General features: G+C 61.5%; 18 protein-coding genes. 5 read left to right on the top strand and 13 right to left on the bottom strand.

The genetic code is table 11. The features are described from left to right. Positions 1-15: 15 nt before the first annotated feature. The gene (locus tag V5N12_RS15300; protein ID WP_332900041.1) at positions 16-1953 is read right to left on the bottom strand and encodes an aldehyde ferredoxin oxidoreductase family protein; all 1938 of its coding nucleotides are present in this window, start codon (positions 1951-1953) and stop codon (positions 16-18) included. Between the two features lie 144 nt (positions 1954-2097). On the opposite strand from V5N12_RS15300, the gene V5N12_RS15295 reads away from it, so the two are divergent. Beyond that, positions 2098-2493 (top strand): VanZ family protein, encoded by a 396-nt coding sequence (locus tag V5N12_RS15295; RefSeq protein ID WP_332900040.1) that lies wholly within the window; start codon positions 2098-2100, stop codon positions 2491-2493. Here V5N12_RS15295 and V5N12_RS15290 read toward each other — a convergent pair. After that, a complete protein-coding gene (locus V5N12_RS15290; protein WP_332900039.1) occupies positions 2476-3729 on the bottom strand; it encodes a M20/M25/M40 family metallo-hydrolase in 1254 nt (417 codons plus the stop codon). The genes V5N12_RS15295 and V5N12_RS15290 overlap by 18 nt on opposite strands. Before the next feature lie 90 nt (positions 3730-3819). Between V5N12_RS15290 and V5N12_RS15285 the strand changes: the two genes are divergently transcribed. Next, positions 3820-4890: an archaeosine biosynthesis radical SAM protein RaSEA gene (locus V5N12_RS15285; protein WP_332900038.1), complete on the top strand. Its 1071-nt coding sequence runs from the start codon at positions 3820-3822 to the stop codon at positions 4888-4890. Between the two features lie 336 nt (positions 4891-5226). Here the strand turns inward: V5N12_RS15285 and purQ are convergent, their stop codons facing one another. Further along, a complete protein-coding gene (gene purQ, locus V5N12_RS15280) occupies positions 5227-5898 on the bottom strand; it encodes a phosphoribosylformylglycinamidine synthase I (protein ID WP_332900037.1) in 672 nt (223 codons plus the stop codon). Then, positions 5895-6146, bottom strand: coding sequence for a phosphoribosylformylglycinamidine synthase subunit PurS (purS, locus tag V5N12_RS15275; protein ID WP_332900036.1), 252 nt, complete (start codon positions 6144-6146; stop codon positions 5895-5897). Before purS ends, purQ begins: the two co-directional genes overlap by 4 nt. A gap of 159 nt (positions 6147-6305) precedes the next feature. On the opposite strand from purS, the gene V5N12_RS15270 reads away from it, so the two are divergent. Beyond that, positions 6306-7253, top strand: coding sequence for a formyltetrahydrofolate deformylase (locus V5N12_RS15270; RefSeq protein ID WP_332900035.1), 948 nt, complete (start codon positions 6306-6308; stop codon positions 7251-7253). A gap of 1 nt (position 7254) precedes the next feature. Here V5N12_RS15270 and V5N12_RS15265 read toward each other — a convergent pair whose 3' ends face one another. The 3 genes from V5N12_RS15265 to V5N12_RS15255 are packed head-to-tail and all read right to left on the bottom strand — an operon-like array spanning position 7255 to position 9463. Beyond that, positions 7255-8169 (bottom strand): hypothetical protein, encoded by a 915-nt coding sequence (locus V5N12_RS15265; protein ID WP_332900034.1) that lies wholly within the window; start codon positions 8167-8169, stop codon positions 7255-7257. Positions 8170-8217: 48 nt separating this feature from the next. Further along, on the bottom strand, positions 8218-8406 hold the full coding sequence (locus tag V5N12_RS15260; protein ID WP_332900033.1) for a hypothetical protein: 189 nt from the start codon (positions 8404-8406) through the stop codon (positions 8218-8220). 37 nt (positions 8407-8443) lie between these two features. Beyond that, a complete protein-coding gene (locus V5N12_RS15255; RefSeq protein WP_332900032.1) occupies positions 8444-9463 on the bottom strand; it encodes a phosphoribosylaminoimidazolesuccinocarboxamide synthase in 1020 nt (339 codons plus the stop codon). Between the two features lie 148 nt (positions 9464-9611). On the opposite strand from V5N12_RS15255, the gene cofH reads away from it, so the two are divergent. Beyond that, entirely contained in the window at positions 9612-10985 is a 1374-nt protein-coding gene (gene cofH, locus V5N12_RS15250; protein WP_332900031.1) for a 7,8-didemethyl-8-hydroxy-5-deazariboflavin synthase subunit CofH, read from the top strand. On the opposite strand, the gene cofG is transcribed toward cofH, so the two are convergent. The 5 genes from cofG to V5N12_RS15225 all read right to left on the bottom strand — a co-directional run bounded on the left by cofG (position 10957) and on the right by V5N12_RS15225 (position 15730). Next, positions 10957-12078: a 7,8-didemethyl-8-hydroxy-5-deazariboflavin synthase subunit CofG gene (gene cofG / locus V5N12_RS15245; RefSeq protein ID WP_332900030.1), complete on the bottom strand. Its 1122-nt coding sequence runs from the start codon at positions 12076-12078 to the stop codon at positions 10957-10959. The two genes, cofH and cofG, sit on opposite strands and share 29 nt — an antisense overlap. A gap of 36 nt (positions 12079-12114) precedes the next feature. After that, the gene (cofC, locus tag V5N12_RS15240; protein ID WP_332900029.1) at positions 12115-12717 is read right to left on the bottom strand and encodes a 2-phospho-L-lactate guanylyltransferase; all 603 of its coding nucleotides are present in this window, start codon (positions 12715-12717) and stop codon (positions 12115-12117) included. A 32-nt stretch (positions 12718-12749) separates the two neighbouring features. After that, positions 12750-13529, bottom strand: a complete 780-nt coding sequence (locus V5N12_RS15235) for a hypothetical protein (protein ID WP_332900028.1) — start codon at positions 13527-13529, stop codon at positions 12750-12752. After that, positions 13498-14673 (bottom strand): tubulin/FtsZ family protein, encoded by a 1176-nt coding sequence (locus tag V5N12_RS15230; protein WP_332900027.1) that lies wholly within the window; start codon positions 14671-14673, stop codon positions 13498-13500. The genes V5N12_RS15235 and V5N12_RS15230 overlap by 32 nt, the downstream gene beginning before the upstream one ends. A 169-nt stretch (positions 14674-14842) precedes the next feature. Further along, the gene (locus V5N12_RS15225; RefSeq protein ID WP_332900026.1) at positions 14843-15730 is read right to left on the bottom strand and encodes a complex I NDUFA9 subunit family protein; all 888 of its coding nucleotides are present in this window, start codon (positions 15728-15730) and stop codon (positions 14843-14845) included. 105 nt (positions 15731-15835) lie between these two features. On the opposite strand from V5N12_RS15225, the gene tmk reads away from it, so the two are divergent. Beyond that, positions 15836-16417, top strand: coding sequence for a dTMP kinase (gene tmk, locus V5N12_RS15220; RefSeq protein WP_332900025.1), 582 nt, complete (start codon positions 15836-15838; stop codon positions 16415-16417). Here the strand turns inward: tmk and V5N12_RS15215 are convergent. Then, a complete protein-coding gene (locus V5N12_RS15215; protein WP_332900024.1) occupies positions 16414-16734 on the bottom strand; it encodes a hypothetical protein in 321 nt (106 codons plus the stop codon). The genes tmk and V5N12_RS15215 overlap by 4 nt on opposite strands. Positions 16735-16750: the final 16 nt, after the last annotated feature.

The raw sequence follows: 16750 nt of genomic DNA, 5'->3' as shown, positions 1-16750 counted from the left end.
GAAAGAACGAGTGAGTTAGTCGTCTGCGGGTGCTGCGCCGCCGGACGAACTCACGCCCGTGCCGGGGCCGATGTCGATGCCGAGGTCTTCGAGTTTCTCGTCTGGGACGACGCCGTCGACCCAGCCACGCGCCGTGTAGTACTCTTCTTTCATCTGGTCGAGTTCACAGAGCTGGCCTTCAGAAGCGCCCTGTCCGGGGATGGCGTCTGGGCCTTCGACGAAGCGTCCGGGAAGAGAGTCGTCCTCGCCTTCGAAGCCTGCGAGGTTGTTGTAGTAACGCTCTAAGTTGTAGATGCGCTCGCCGGTTTCGAGCAACTCGTCTTCGGTCACGTCGAAGCCGGTCATCCCGTTGTACTGGAGGACGTACTCCTCGATGCCCTCCGCGAAGGCGTTGAACTTGCAGATGTCGAACGAGTCGGAGATGGCGTGAAGGTCTTGGAACGCCATCGTGAGTTCGCCTTTGCCCTCCCACGCGTACGGGTCTACCTTCTCGGGCAGGCCGAGAATTTCAGCAGACGGCGTGTAGGCGCGCAGGTGACACGCCCCGCGGTTCGAGGTGGCGTAGGCGATGCCCATGCCCTTCATACAGCGTGGGTCGTACGCCGGGATGGTCTGGCCTTTGACGGCAAGCGAGTTGCCGTGGGCGTCCATCGTCTCTGCGATGTGGTTTGCTCCGCCTGCGAGCAGGTCTGCGAGTTCGCCGTTACGGACGGCGATGTCCTCGATGAGGTCAATCATCTCGTCTGCGTCGCCCCATTCGATGCCCTCGAATTTGCCGTCGAACTTGCCTTCTTCGGTCATCTCCATCGCCATGGCAATCATGTTGCCCGTCTCGATGGTGTCGAGTCCGAGGTTGTTACACTGGTCTATCATGACCGCAACTTTGTCGCGGTCGTCGTTCATCGAGTTCGGCCCGAGCGTGAACGCCGATTCGTACTCGAACGACTCCATGCGGACGTTCATCTCGTCGCCCTTGTGCATGACCTGCACCTCGACTTCCTTCTTACACGCGACCGGACAGGAGTGACAGGTTGGTTCGTCGACGAGGATGTTCTCACGGACGTTCTCACCGGACACTTTCTCCGAATCAATGTTCGGGTCGCTTGGGCTTTCGCGCGCCTCGCTCGCGGTACTCGTGTACCGCCCGTTGCGCGTTGGGAGGCCGTCCATCTCTTCGGTGAGGTTCATCAGGACGTTCGTGCCGTACAGCGAGAGACCGCCTTCGTTCGGGGCGGTCACGTCTGACTCTTGGATGACCTGCATCGCCTGTTGGTGACCCTTCTTGAACGTCTCCGGGTCTTTCGGCTTTGGCATCTTCGTCGTCGATTTGATGACGATTGCCTTCAGGTTCTTAGACCCCATGACCGCGCCCGTGCCACCGCGGCCGCTCGCGCGGTCGTCTTCGTTGACGATGCAGGCGTAGCGCACCTGATTCTCGCCGCCGGGGCCGATGGCCATACAGCTAAAGTTCTTGCCGCGCTGGCCGTCGACCTCGTCTTCGAGTTCGTCGATGGTGTCGTGGACGCCCCAGCCCCACATGTGGGAGGCGTCTTTGAGCGTGACCTCACCGTCTTCGATGACGGCATACACGGGGTGCTCTGCTTTCCCCTCGAACAGCAAACCGTCGAAGCCCGCCCACTTCAGGCGTGCGCCGCTCCACCCGCCGTGGTGGGAGTCGGTGACGGTGTTCGTGAGCGGTGATTTGGTGACAACCGCGATTCGGCCGCTCATCACAGTCTGTGTGCCCGTAAGCGGGCCGTTCATGAACGCCAGTAGGTTGTCCGGGCCAAGCGGGTCTACGTCCGGCCCCTGTTCAAACACGTACTTGACGCCGAGCCCGCGCGCACCGATATACTTGCGCGCATCCTCCTCGTCTATCCCCTCGTAAGCAACTGACCCAGATGACAGGTCAATCCTCGCAACATGGTCTTGAAAGCCGCCAATATCACTCATGGTAACGTCTCACACTTACATACGCACTGAGAGGTGTTGGTAGTTTTTACGAGAACGTAACGACATCCGGTTACGCCTTTCGAGAAACGTTCAGGGCGCGTGAATGCACCAGTATTTTGTCATTGGCTGTGGTTTCCCTTCTCAATGGAGCCAGTCCGTTTGGAAGTCGGCCGAGCCCGCTACGTGCTTCCCCTCACTGTGGCCGGAGTTATCCTCTTCATGTCGGTGATAAAACCGCCAAGCGGGTCTGGCCTTCACGCGTGGGGGCCACTCGGCCTCGTTCACCTCGATAAGTGGCTCCATGCCCTCGCCTACGCCGGACAGGCCGGGGTGCTCGCGATGGTACTCAACAAATATCGCCACGGCAACCTCGCCGCGTTCTGCCTCGCGCTCGGCTACGGCATCACCATCGAGTTCATTCAGTACCCGCTTCCAGCCCGCAGTTTCGACCTCACGGATATCGCCGCGAACTCCGTCGGTGCGGCCATCGGAATCCTCGCGTGGGTGCTCCTCGGGCGCAGGCTACTCCGCCTGCAGTAACCGCGAGACGGTGTCTGCAATCACGCTCGTCGCGGTGACGACCTCGCGGAAATCAATCGTCTCGTCGGGGAAATGGGCCTGGTCGATGGTTCCCGGCCCGAACAGCACGGTCGGGATTCCAGCCTCGATGTAGTGGCGCGAGTCTGCGCCGTAGGTTTCACCGATTGGCTCGCGGTTCGACAGGCCAGCGTCGGCCATCGCCGCCTGTAACGCCTGATGAATCGGCTCGTCTTCGCTAATCTCTCCGGCTTCGAACTGAATCGAGAAGCGCTCGAATGAGGGTTGGTGTTCGCGCAGCCACTCGTTTTCTGCGACCACCTCAGCGAGGCGCTCGTCGTACTCGGCTTCGACCGCGGCGACGGTTTCGCCGGGCGCGACGCCAATCCTGACCTCCGCGGTGAGTTCTGAGGGAACCGTCGAAGCCCACGACCCGGCGTGGACCGTTCCGAACGAGGTTGGCCACGGGTTCTCGAATCGCTCGTACAGCGGATGCGTGATGCGTTCTGCGCGCTCCGTTTCGAGGTCCTCGAAGGCGCGACGGATGGCTTCGAAGTGCGGAAGAACGGACTCCCCGCGCCAGCGGCGGGCGGCGTGTGCGGAGCGTCCGGCGAGTTCGAGGCGTTTCATCACGCTGCCTTCGACGGCGAGGACGGGGCGCAACTCGGTCGGCTCTGCGATGAGCGCCATGTCGCGGGAGAAGGGGTAGGGGTTGTCGAGGGCGGCCGCGGCCGCGCCGATGCCGCCTTCTTCCTCACCGACGACGCTTTCGACGACGACGCGCCCGTTCAGGTCGGTGTCGCGCTCAGCGAGCGTTCGCGCGGCGAAAATACACCCAGACAGGCCGGATTTCATGTCCGCGGCTCCACGCGCGGTGAGGTGCTCGTCGTTCCACGTCGGCTCGAACGGATCTGACGACCATTCGCCTTCTGCGGGAACAACGTCGACGTGGCCGTTCAAGACGACGGTTGGGCCTGCGTCGGGGTCGCCAAATTCGAGGACGCCGCCGACGCTCGGGCGGGCTGCCACGTCGAGTTCTGCGGGGTCGTCCGGGAACGAGGGGTGAGAAGCGAGGCGTTCTGCATCCGCCGTCCACGTGTAGGTCTCAAAGCCCCACGAGTCGAGGGTGTCTTCGACCCACTGTTGGGCGGTTTTCTCGTTCGGGGCGGTGGTGTCAAAGCGGAGGAGCCGGGAGACGAACTGGCGGAGGTCAGATTCGAGAGCCAACCGAGCGGTCATTGGGTGACATACTTGCCGCCTTTCAAAGAAAGGTTCGGAAGGGCGGTTGCAGACGAAGCCGATTTAGCCCCGGGGCCGATAGTCCGGGTAATGAGTAAGCAGGGCCCCGACGTGTACGAACAGGGGCGCGGGATGGACGCCCACAACAAGGTGATGCGCGAGATTCGCGCGAAAAAACAGCGTACCTACGACCCGCACGAACCCACGCGCGTCTGGCTTGACGAGGACAACACGCCGGACGGCGTCTACCAGTCGCTGACCATCATCCTGAACACGGGCGGCTGTCGCTGGGCACGCGCCGGTGGCTGTACGATGTGTGGCTACGTCTCAGAATCCGTCGAAGGCGGCAGCGTCACCCACGAGCAGTTGATGGACCAGATTCAGGTGTGTCTCGACCACGAGGAAGAACGCGCAGACGAGAAAGCTGACCTCATCAAAATCTACACCTCCGGCAGTTTCTTAGACGAACGCGAAGTCTCCGCAAAGAGCCGCAAGGCCATCGCAGAGACCTTTGCAGACAGAAAGCGCATCGTCTTAGAGAGTCTGCCAGACTTCGTCAAAGAAGACCGCGTGGCTGATTTCGTTGACGTGGGCCTCAACACGGACATCGCGGTGGGCCTCGAAACCGCCACCGACCGCGTGCGCCGCGACTGCGTGAACAAGTACTTCGACTTCGAGGACTTCATCGCCGCGAGCGAGGAGGCAGACCGCGCGGGTGCGGGCATCAAAGCCTACCTCCTGTTCAAGCCGCCGTTTCTCTCGGAGCCAGAGGCCGTCTCCGACATGATTTCCTCCATCGAGCGGTGTGCGGAGTACGCCCACACCGTCTCGATGAACCCGACCAACGTCCAGCGCTACACGATGGTCAATGAGCTGTTTCACAACTCGGGCTACCGCCCGCCGTGGCTCTGGAGCGTCGCCCACATTCTGCGCGAAACCGCAGACGTAGACGCCATCGTCGTCTCAGACCCGGTCGGTCACGGTCAAGAGCGCGGCGCGCACAACTGCGGGGAGTGTGACGACCGCGTCCAGCTCGCCATCAAGGACTTCGACCTGCGTCAAGACCCATCGGTGTTCGACCAGGTAAGCTGTGACTGCGAGGAGACGTGGGAACTCGTGATGGCGCACGAGACGAGTTTCAATATGCCACTCACGAACTGAATAAACCGTCAGTAAGGAAGTCCTACCACTTTTGTAAACAATCGTTAGCACGGGACAGGTGGCCTATAACAAAGGCGCTCATTGTCCTCCTGTGTCATACGGCACGGCCGAACAGAGTACGGTGTTGACATGGGTAGGTCGCTGTATTCGCTCGGGGTGCCGGAGAGTGTGGGGAAATGGGACAAGCTACGACGCGGTACGAACTTCTCGTCTGGTCTAACGGCTGGATCGAGATTCGAGACGGTGAGAACTCTGACCAATGGATCGCCACGGATAGACCGATGGAGGTCCTGCCATAACGTTCCCTGGAGCACGGGTGGCTGCCCTGTGTTCCGCTTAGTTGAAACCCAACAACACGCCCTGTCCGTCCGTGTTGCCAATGTCTGGCAACGAGGCGCGTTCGGGGTGTGGCATCAGTACCGCGACTGATGGCTTGAGCCCACTAACTCCTGCCACATTCGCTTTTGAGCCATTCGGATTCGCCTTTTCAGTAACGTTGCCATCCTCGTCACAGTATTTGAACAGAATGCGGTCGTCTGCTTCGAGCTCGGCGAGTTCCTCGTCCGTGATTTCGAAGCGGCCTTCGCCGTGCGCGATTGGCAACTCGATCACTTCGCCTTCGTCGTAGGCGCGCGTCCACGGCGTGTCCGCATTTTCAACCCGGAGATAGACGTGTTCACACTGGAAGCGGGCGCTCTTGTTCGTCGTGAACATGCCCGGCGTCAGCCCCGACTCACAGCCAATCTGTGCGCCGTTGCACACGCCGAGGACGGGCACGTCGTTTTCCGCCGCCGCCCTCACCTCGTCCATGATGGGCGAGCGCGAGGCCATCGCGCCAGCCCGGAGATAGTCACCGTACGAAAAGCCGCCGGGGAGCATGATTCCGGTCGTGTCCGCGGGGAGGCCGTCTTCGTGCCAGACGAGTTGCGCGTCCAGTCCGAGTTCGGTAAACGCGCGCAGGGCGTCGCGGTCGCAGTTGCTCCCGCCGAACTGGACAATGGCAATCACCGCTCGGTCACCTCAACCGCGTAGTCGTGGATGGTGGGGTTCGCGAGGAGGCGCTCTGCCATCTCCGCGGCCTGTGCCTCGGCACCGTCTGCGTCTGCCGTTTCGAGGTCAATCTCGTAGCGCTCGGTCGAGCGCAGCGCGGAGAGTTCGTAGCCAAGACGCTCTAAGGCGCGTTTGGTCGTCTCGGCTTCCGGGTCAAGCACACCCTGCTTGAGCCGCACAGTGACGGTCGCGGTGTAGGCAGTCATCGGTTGAGGTTGCGCGGTCATGCGCAAAAGACCTTTTGGAATGATTTGTCTATACACGTTTTTGTACACCTACTCGGGTTCGGTGACCAATACCCATATACTTCGGCGCTGTTGATTTTGTGCAATGAGCGTCTCTTATCGACGCATCGAGGTAGCTAGATGACTCGAAAACTCACCGAACTCACGGTCGTTGGCGACGACAAAACAGGGCTCATCGCCCGCGTCACGTCGTTGCTGTTCGACCACGGAATCAACATCGAAGACTTAGACCAGGCGGTCAGGAAGGGCATCTTCCGCATGACGATGCACGTCGATGCCGCGGAGATGACCACGACCAAAGACGACCTGCGCGAGAAACTCCACGCGCTTGGCGACGAACTCGGCGTGGACGTGAAAGTGCGCTTCCCCGCAGACCGCGAGACCAAGCAGATTGCCGTCCTCGCGACGAAGGAATCCCACTGCGTCGAAGCGCTCCTGCAAGCGTGGGCAAGCGGCGACCTCGGCGCGGACATCTCCGTGATCATCTCCAATCACGCCGCGCTGAAGCCGCTTGCCGACTACTACGACATCCCGTTCTACGACATCGGCGACGAGAAGGGGACGCCCGACGAGGACGCTATTCTTTCACTCCTCAACGACTACGACGCAGACCTCATCGTCCTCGCCCGGTACATCCGTATCCTCTCACCGAACGTCGTCTTCCGCTACGAAGGCCGGATTATCAACGTCCACCCCTCGCTGCTGCCGTCGTTCCCCGGCGCGGCCGCCTACCGACAGGCCATCGAAGAGGGCGTCCGCGTCGCGGGTGTGACCGCCCACTACGTCACGACCGACTTAGACCAGGGGCCAATCATCACCCAGCGAGCCTTCTCGGTGCCAGACGACGCCGAAGTCGAAGACTTACAGCGCAAAGGTCAGCCGCTCGAAGCCGACGCGCTCCTCGAAGCCGTCCAGTTGCACCTAAACGACGACGTGACGGTGCACTGGGGCCGCACCAACCTCCGTGATGGGGCAGAGGGCTACCAACTCGGGCTTCCAGAAGCCGCAGACGCCGCGAACCCAGACCGCCCCATAGACGGCCTCGCAAACATCCTCGCCGACGACTGACTCACTCGACCGTCGGCAGCGTCTCTCGAATCGAAAGTTTCTCTGTCGGCTCTTTTCCGGTCACGAGCACGGTGCGGCCGGCCTGTGCGACTTGGACGGTGTTCACGTCCGCGAGCGAGGCGTCAGCCCACGCCTTGACCGCCTGTTCGTCCGCGACCGCTTCGCTCTCGAAGACGATGAGCCACTGGCCCGGACTCTCCGTCTTCTTGAACGTCCGAGAGAGACCCCAGCCAACCGCGCCCTCGAACTGTGCTTGCTCGGGAGCCGTCTGTTCGTGGGGCTGGTGGACTGTGCCGGTGAGAAAGTGACCGTTGTTCAAACCTTCGCTCAGCATCCCGAACGCCTCGTTCACCGTCTGATACTGTGCGTCACTGTCACCGTGCGTCTCGACGACAGCCTCGACGATACTCTGTGGTGACCCATCGTCCGTGTTCGCGCTGATGACGGTGCCGTCTGCGACACCCACCGCGGTTTCGGCTTGCTCGCTCGTGAAGATACTGAACGAATCGACGGTTCCCTGCTCGTTGAACTGTTTGGCAGACAGCTCGCTTCGGATGGCGTCTTGCTCGACCGATGTCTGGCCGACGCGGAAGGGCGGGCCGACGATGAGTTCGTTGACCTCGGACGCATCGAGGCCGAGTAGCTGCTCCATGCCATCGCCGTACGCCAGCAGCTTCTCGACGGCGTCTTCGGTGAGCGACGCCTCGAACTCTAGTGTTTTCGCCGGTCGGACACGGAAAAACTGATAGGCGCGCTCGCCGCCGACAGCTTCGGGTGCGGGCAGCCACGTCCGGTAGTCTCCCTCGTCGGTTCCCGGAAGGGAATCCAACCGGTCGAGACAGCCGGCGAACCCCGAGAGACCAGCCGTGATACCCCCAGTCCCTATCCGCAAAAACTCCCGCCGTGAGCGGTTCATTGATGTGTGCTGTGACGGGGGAGCCACGGCAAAAGCGTTCTGGCAGATTCAGGTGTCGCGTATCGTGTGAAACGCGTAGCGGGCTCGCAGTCCGTTGAGTACCTCATTGTCGTCTGCGCCGAGTGCGTCGATGCCCGCGACGGCGTCGAACACCGTGGCGTCGGTCACCAGGTTGCCCGTGTGATACCGACCGCCCGTGCCGGTGTCGATGCGGTCGAGGTACGCCTGCCACTCCATAGGTGGTGGACAAAAACCGGGCGTAAAAGCGTTGGTCTCAGAGGTCGCGGACGGCGGCAACCGCTTCCGCGAGCGACGGCGCGGCGAAGAGGTCACGGTCGATGTAAGCGTTCGTGCCCGCGGCGTACATGTGCTGTGCGACGGTGAGCACGTCGGCAGAGAGCGGGGTGGGGTCTACGTCACAGAGCGACTTCCAGTCGGCAATGTCGCGGCGCTTCGCCTCTGCTTTCGCCTCGGTTACGGCTTCGACCCACTCGGGTTGGGTGCGCTTGTGGTACTGGCGGATGACCTCTTTCGAGAGTTGCTGGCCATCGTAGCTAAAGCGGTTCTCGTCGAACGTGCCGACCACGTCCGCGACGCGAATCTCGCCGTCGAAATAGAGACACTCGATTTTCCCGTCTTCGTGGGTGAGTCCGGCGCTCGCGGCCTGTTCGGTCACGAGGCGGTTTACGTCGCGGGCCACGTGTGCGATTGCATCAAGGTCAGCGACGCCTGCGATTTCGGCGGCTTCCTCGGTGTCGAGATACCGGTCGCCTTTCTCGTATTTCGTAGAGAACTCGATGATTGGCTCTGCAAGGGTGACGACTTCGTCCGGCCACTCGGCGAAGTCGAGGCCATGGTCTGCGGGTTCCGTACGGCGTCTGAGGCTCGACCCAATCGGCACCGTATTTCTGAACACGATTTCGAGCGGGATGAGGTAGTTCTCGCCCGCTGCGTCGTGGTAGGCGTCGTAGTCGTAGGTGCGCCCGTCGTTCGGGAGGTCTGGAACCTGCGTGAGGTCGATGGCCATTTCGCGCGGTGGCTCGGTGGCGTCTGCGAGCGCGATCGTCTCGCCGTCTTCGACGACGCCGCGGTAGTGGGTCGGTATTCCGTTGGCTTCGAGCAACTCGAAGTTGAACGCGCCCATCGCACAGAGGCTCGCGCCTTTCTCGGGAATCTGGTCTGGCATCTTCCCCCAGTCGAACACCGAATAGTCGTCGGTGAAGTAGAACGCGCCTCGGCCGAGTGAGTCGGGCGTGGCCGCCTCCGCGATACGGAACTCCTTGACGCTCGTCATACTCCTACCCGTGTGGGCGTCCGTAATGAAACTTTCACTCTCGTGTCCAACTCCTCTCGAATGGGTGGTGAAATATGCACAATCGCGCATATTCACTGCGCCCTACCGCAACCCCCTGCATTATGCTCTCGGAGAAAGACCTGTGAATATGACCGACGCCTTCCCCACGAGAACGAACGTTCCGCGCGGGCTCTTTGACTTTGAGCAGCTGCCTGAGACGGACCAGTCGTTCGAAAACGCCCTCGCCAAAGCCCGCGCTGGTGAGCGATTGGGCGTCGCCGACGGCGTCGAACTGCTGACCACGGGCACGGAGACGGACACCATCGACCTCCAACGGATGGAACTCGTCTTGGAGGCCGCAGACCGCAGACGGGCAGACGTGTGTGGCGAGGACGTTACCTTCGTCGCCAACCTCAACAACAACGTCACGACGGCGTGCAACGTCGGCTGTCTGTTCTGCAACTTCAAAGACCCGGCCGGGCAGTTCGAAGCCGACTACCAAGGCGAGATGGGTGGGTTCACGAAAACGCCCGCCGAATCGCGGGAAATCGTCCGCGACGCCCTCGAAATGGGCATCTACGAGGTGTGTTCGGTGTCGGGCCTGCACCCCGGCTTCGCGCTCAACGATGAACACCACGAGATTCTCGCAAGCGCCGAGGAGCCAGTCAACTACAAACCGCCGGAAGCCTACAACGTCTCTCCGGGCACCTACGTCGAACAGATGGCAGCGATGAGCGCAGACGGCGCACACCTCCACTCGATGACGCCGGAAGAGGCGTATCACGCCAGCCGCGGAACCGACTGGACCTACGAGAAAATCTACCGCGAGCTAAAAGACGCGGGCCTCGCAAGCGTCCCCGGAACGGCCGCAGAAATCCTCGTAGACGAAGTGCGTGAGGCCATCTGCCCCGGAAAAATCGACACGCAAGGCTGGCTCGACGCGATGGAAGCCGCCGCGAACGTCGGCCTCGACACCACGGCGACTATCATGTACGGCCACGTCGAAAACGAGATGCACCGAATTCTCCACCTCGAGAAAATCCGTGCCCTCCAAGAGAGAACAGGGAACATCACGGAGTTCGTCCCGCTCTCCTTTATCCACCAGAACACCCCACTCACAGAGAAGGGACTGGTCGATGCGGGCGCGAGTCGCGCAGAAGACCTGCTCATGATTGCCGTCTCGCGGCTCTACCTCGACAACATCGACAACATCCAGTCGTCGTGGGTCAAGTACGGCGACGAACACGGCCTCGCCATGTTGAACGCCGGGGCGAACGACTTCATGGGGACGATTCTCTCAGAAGAGATCACCAAGCGCGCGGGTGGTCAGTATGGCGAAGTCCGTACCTTCGACGAGTACGTGGACATGATTACGAGCATCGGGCGCGTCCCAGTCGAACGCTCGACCGATTACCGCCAAAAACGCCGCATCGACCCCGACGTGCGCCCCGCCGGACCGATGTTAGGGCCCAAGGCGGACGGCACGCCGATGTTCACAAAGAAGACGCCGACGGCTGATTGAGCACCCGCCGGTAGCGCTCACCCGCCTCGCTCTCCTCTCGAATCGCCTCCGTAATCTGTGCCGAGAGCCAATGATTCTCAGCCTCGTTTTCGGCAGGGAGGAAGCGCTCGTAAACGGGCAATCGCTCTCTGAGGGGCACACCCGCCTCTCCCGCAATGTCCTCCAGTTCGCGAAGTGCGGGCCACTTGTAATCCGGATTGATGTAGTCGTCCGTGACCGGCGAGACGCCGCCTAAATCGTCGATGCCACAGTCCAGCAACTCGCGGACGGGCGCGAGGTTCGGGGGGACTTGCACCGAAATCTCCTCGGGAAGGCAGACGCGCGCCATCGCCACGACGCGGCGCATCGTATCGAGCGAGGGGCCGTCTTCTCGCCAGCGTTCGTTCGGACTCACGTTCTGGACAATGACCTCTTGGATGTGCCCGTAGCGCTCGTGCATCGTGCGAATGGCGAGCAGGCTCTCGGCGCGGTCGCGCCACGTCTCACCGATGCCGACCAGAATGCCCGTCGTGAACGGGACGCCGAGTTCCCCGGCGGTTCGCAGGGTGGCGAGGCGCTGTCCTGGCGATTTCGCCCGCGGCCCGCCGTGGGCTTGCACTTCGGCGGTGGTTTCGAGCATGACACCCATGCTCGCGTTCACGTCGGCGACGAGTTCCATCTGTGCGGGCGTCTGGTCGCCCGGATTCGAGTGCGGAAGCAGGCCTTCGTCGAGGGCGATTTCGCAGGCGTCGCGCAGATAGCTGTGAATCGAGTCGTGGCCCCACTCGCCTAACTGGTCGTGAATCTCGGTGTAGCGGTCGTCCGGGTCGTCTCCGAACGTAAACAGGGCTTCTGTACACCCGGCGTCCGCGCCGAGGCGACACTGCTCGCGTATCTGGTCGGGCGTCATGAGCGTCGCCTGTCCCGGCACGTCGTAGTAGGTGCAGTAGGTGCAGGTGTACCGGCAGGCGGTCGTGAGCGGGAGAAAGACGTTTTTCGCAAAGCTCAGTTCCGGGGCCGCATCGACGTCAGCCGGCGTCACGGCGAGCAGTCGCTCCACCGCACGGTCGTCGAACGCGATGTCGATGTCGTACTCGCTCGCCCCGGGAATCATCTGTCTTCGACTCTCGCGTCTGGCACAAAAAGGCTGTCACTCCCGGCAGACCGAAACGCGGCCTGAACCCGTGTCAATGCGCACACCCGCCTCGACGAGCCAGTCGTGGGCACGCCCAGAGCCGTGGAGCAACACTTCCGCGAGGTCTGCTACCTCGTCTATGTCCGCCGCGAGGCGAAAGGAGTCGAGGACGGTCAGGTCGGCTCCACACTCGCTGACAATCTCGCGGTGGTCACGAAACGACGCGCCGTGGTAGTCGACGAAAAAGTCGGGATGGCGCGAGACGAGCGCGTTCGTCCCACCGCCGAGTCCGGGCGCGATGACCACGTCGCCCGGTGCGTCGAACAACCGCAAGAGGGCGTCGGGTGTCGCGAGCGCGAGGTCTGCCATCACCACGGCTGTGTTCGGTTCGAGGTGGGCGTTCACCGCCGCTGAGAGCGAGCGGTCGTCTACGATGACGGGCACGTCACAGTCGAGCGGTTCGGGCGCGAGCACGGTTGGCTCACCACCGGCGTCTTCGATGGCTGAGAGCACGTCATCGCGCATCGCGCGCGAGAAGGCGCGGCGCTCGGTGGCTGACAGAAGTGGAGAAAGGCGCGTTTTGGGTTCTGCTTCCGCGTAGGGCACGAGGACGCGCATTTCCTCTAGGTGTGCCCCCGGCGTACAAGCGATTATCGGAGTTTGTCGTAGGTGTCCTGCTGGGAGCGCCAGTAGAAGACGCCACCCACCACGGCAAGCAGGGCAACCGCACCGATGCCACCGTAGAGGAGCAGTTCGTTGCGCTCATTCGACTGCTTCGTTGACGAAGCGGACTCCTCTGCGTCCGCGGCGATGTCCGCCGCGTTTTCGAAGTTGCCGTTGTTGTACGAAGAGATGGCACGCGTGACTTGTTTCTCTGCGTCTTCGTCACCGCCTGCCTGCTCGATGGCGCTCTCTGCGTTCGCGATTGCCTGTCGAGCCTCCGTGCTGTCTTTCGTGTAGTGGTGGACGTCCCAGCTCTCCAGTTCCTCCGTATTGTCGCCTTGCTGGCGCGAGAGGCTTGCGAGTTGGAAGGTCTCTTTCGGGCTGTAGGTGAAGTTCTCGACGGCTGGAACCGTGCCCGTCACCGTGACTTCGACGCGCGTCACGTCGTCGTCTGCGGCGACGTCAGCCGTGAACGCAGATCCGCCGAAGGACTCCTTGTCGAGTTGGCTGTCGTCTAAGCCGAACTTTTTGACTGTCCACGAGACGTTTTCTAGCTCCGTCTCGCCCGCGAGCGTCCACTCGTTGCTCGAATCTTTGTAGAGTTCCGTGAGCGTGAACGTGGCCGTGACTTCGGAGCCGACTTCGGCTTCCTGTGGCACGCCGTTTTCTGCGACGGACACGGCGGCCGCTGGAGCCGCCACGAGCGAAACCGCGAGCGATACGACGAGGAGGAGTTTAAAAGAGTGGCTCAAGTTCATCAGAGTCATCTTCGACGAGGGATTGGAGGTTTGCTTCAGACTGTCGGCGGATATCTTCGATATTGTCCTGTGCTTCGATGGCAATCTGCTGGAGCTCTTTGATGCGTGGGACGTTCGTCACGCCAGAGAGGAGAATCACGCCTGCGACGTAGCGCGACTCAGAGACAGGGTAGTCGCCACCACGGACTTCCATGCTGCCGGTCTGCTCTTCGAGCCATTTCCGCCCGCGCTCTATCCCTTTCCGGTTCAGGTGTTGCGGTGGACCGCTCATGACGAGCAGTGCGCGTTCGGTGCCCTCGATTTCACACGGAAGCGTGAGCCGGCCGAGGGCAGCCTTGCGGACGAGGCTCGTGATGCGGTTGGTGGTGTGGGCGGTGTCTACCTGTTCGTTGTTGCCGCCTTTGAACCGCGAGAGCAAGCCACCGGAAGATTTCTTTTCGACTTCTTCTGCCGCATAGCCTACGGTGGAGACGCCACCGCCAGCGAGCGTGTTGATGATTTCACTGGAGTCAACGACGCTCTCTGCGACTTCGCCGCCGGCTTCGACTTCGCCCGCGCCAAAGAGAATTCCAAAGCGGCGGACGATTTCGTCGTTAATCTCGCTGTACCCGCTCTCGACGGACTCGCCGGTCTTGCGCCACGAGTCGTTGTCGAATACGAGGAGGTTGTCCACCTCGCGGACGAACGTCTGGAACGAGCGAGCGGCGTTCAGCGTGTAGATGCCACCCTCGTCTGCGCCCGGCAGGATGCCGAGGCCGTAGACGGGTTCGGTGTAGATGCGCTTTAGGTGCTTTGCGAGCACTGGTGCGCCACCACTGCCGGTACCGCCACCCATACCCGCGATGATGAGGAAGGCGTCTACCTCGTGGACGGGGATGTTGTCGATGGCACCTTGGATTTCGTCGATGTCCTCTTCTGCGACTTCTGCGCCGAGTTCGTTGTCGGCCCCAACGCCGTGGCCTTTGACGCGGGCTTGGCCGATGAGGACGCGCTGTTCTTGTGGAATGTTCTTGAGTCCGAGCAGGTCGGCTTTCGCCGTGTTCACAGCGACAGCGGCGCGGACGATGCCGCTCCCCGTTCGCTGGTCGTATTCCAGGAATTTGTCTACAATCTTACCTCCTGCCTGTCCGAACCCTATCATCGCGAGTTTCATAATTTGCCCATTCGTTGCAGAGAATACAGTGGCAACAATAATATAAAGTTTGTGATGCGGAAAGTACTTGTAAAAAGAATTTCATACCCAAAATGGGCCTCTGTCTGTCGATTTAGGAGTGAATTAATGCAGTCAGAATAATCCTACACTCTACTGGACACCTCTCGATTTATTGGTTTTCACTCAGATACGTTTCGAGCGTTGTTAATTCACGCTCACTCACACCAAATGCGCTAATATCATTTTGCGAGGTTGTGTTATCGAATCGCAGGGAGCGGGCCTGATCCGGCCCAAATGGGACGAATGGGAGCGGACCTGCCATCGTCATCCCGAGCGTCGCAAGCGCCATCGGCACCGGGACAACGGTCACCGATTTGCCCTTCGCCCGGTAGATGAGTCGGGTAACATCTCCGAGCGTTAACACTTCTGGGCCGCCAATCTCGTAGATTTGTCCGACGTGCGCGTCATCCTCGACGGCGTCCGCGAGCATCGGCGTGAAATCGTCGATCCAGATGGGCTGGAATTTCGCTGAGTTGGCTCCCGGGAGGGCCGTGACGACCGGCGTCGTGAGCGATTTCGTAAACGAGATGAACTCACCGCCGTCACCGAAGATGACCGACGGCCGGAAGATGACCCAATCGAGCCCGGAGTCTTTGACGACCTGTTCTGCGCTGCCTTTCGCGCGGATGTACGCTGTCGGCCCGTTCGGGTCTGCGCCGAGCGCGCTCTGCTGAACAAGTTTTGGCACACCGTGGGCCTTCGCGGCCTTCACCACGTTCTCGGTGCCGCCGAGATGGACTCGCTCGTGACTGGTCCCGCCTTTCGGCTTGAACAGCGGCGAGAGTGCGACGAGGTTTACAACCACGTCTTGGCCCTCGAACGCGCCTTCGATGGAAGCGTAGTCGGTGACGTCACCGACCGCCGTGGTGACGCCGTCGGGGAGGCCAGTATCGTCCGGCGATCGGGCGAGGGCGGTGACGTCGTGGCCGCGGGCAGCGAGTTCGGCACACAGGTGCGTTCCGACGAAGCCAGTCCCACCAGTGACGAGAACGTTCATGCTCGTTGATAGGCGCGAGACAGTGAAAAGGGTGGTCCCTAACTGAGCGTGCTCCTCGGGACGCCATTCGAGAACCCTTTTCTCGCGGGCGGGCAATTGCCGCATATGCTCATCACGCTCGAAGGATTAGACGGCAGCGGGAAAACCACCGTCTGGGAGGCGCTTCACGACGCCGTCCCGGAGGCCGTCTTCACGCGCGAACCCACTGACTCGTGGTACGGCGACGCCGTCTACAAATCGATTCACGACGACGACGCAGACCCCGTCGCAGAACTCTTTCTCTACACCGCAGACCACGCAGACCACCTCTCGCGGGTGATTCGCCCCGCGCTCGAAAACGGCGACATCGTCATCTCTGATCGCTACTGCGACTCTCGCTATGCCTATCAGGGGGCGACGCTCGACGGCATCATCAAGCGTCCCGTCGAGTACATCCGCGGGGTACACCTGCCCTTTACCCGCGAGCCGGATGCGACCATCTACCTCGACGTTGACCCCGAAACGGGCGCGGAGCGAAGCGGGGCGACCAACAAGTTCGAGCAGGCGGCGTATCTCTCCAAAGTCCAGCAAAACTACGAGCGACTCATCGACGTGTCGCCGGGACGATTCTACCGCGTCGATGCCTCAAAACCGCCAGAAGACGTGCTCGACGAAGTCGAATCGATTGTCGACGACCTTCTCGCCTAACGCGCCGTATCGGGCAGTTCGACCTCGTCGGGTGCGGGCATCCAGAAGAAATCAAAGGCTACGCCGAGTGCGAACGGGAGAGCCACGGCCACGGCCATCACGGCACCGACGCTTCCGAGGTTGGGGCCAAGGCGAGCCACGCCACTCAAGACGAGCGTGATGACCACCAGCACGATGGGTATTAGGATGAGCGAATAGAGCACCGTCCCCCACGTCGTCGAGAGGCGCACGCGGAAAAACCGCGTCATGAGCGCGGCGACGAGTGCGTTGACGCCAATGATGACGAGCAGTCCAATGAGCCCCACAGTCGAGACCATAGCCGGGCTAGGCACT

The organism is Haladaptatus sp. CMSO5 (genome assembly GCF_036689885.1).
Classification (GTDB): Archaea; Halobacteriota; Halobacteria; order Halobacteriales; family Halococcaceae; genus QDMS2.
This window is presented reverse-complemented; position numbering and strand designations above follow the sequence as displayed.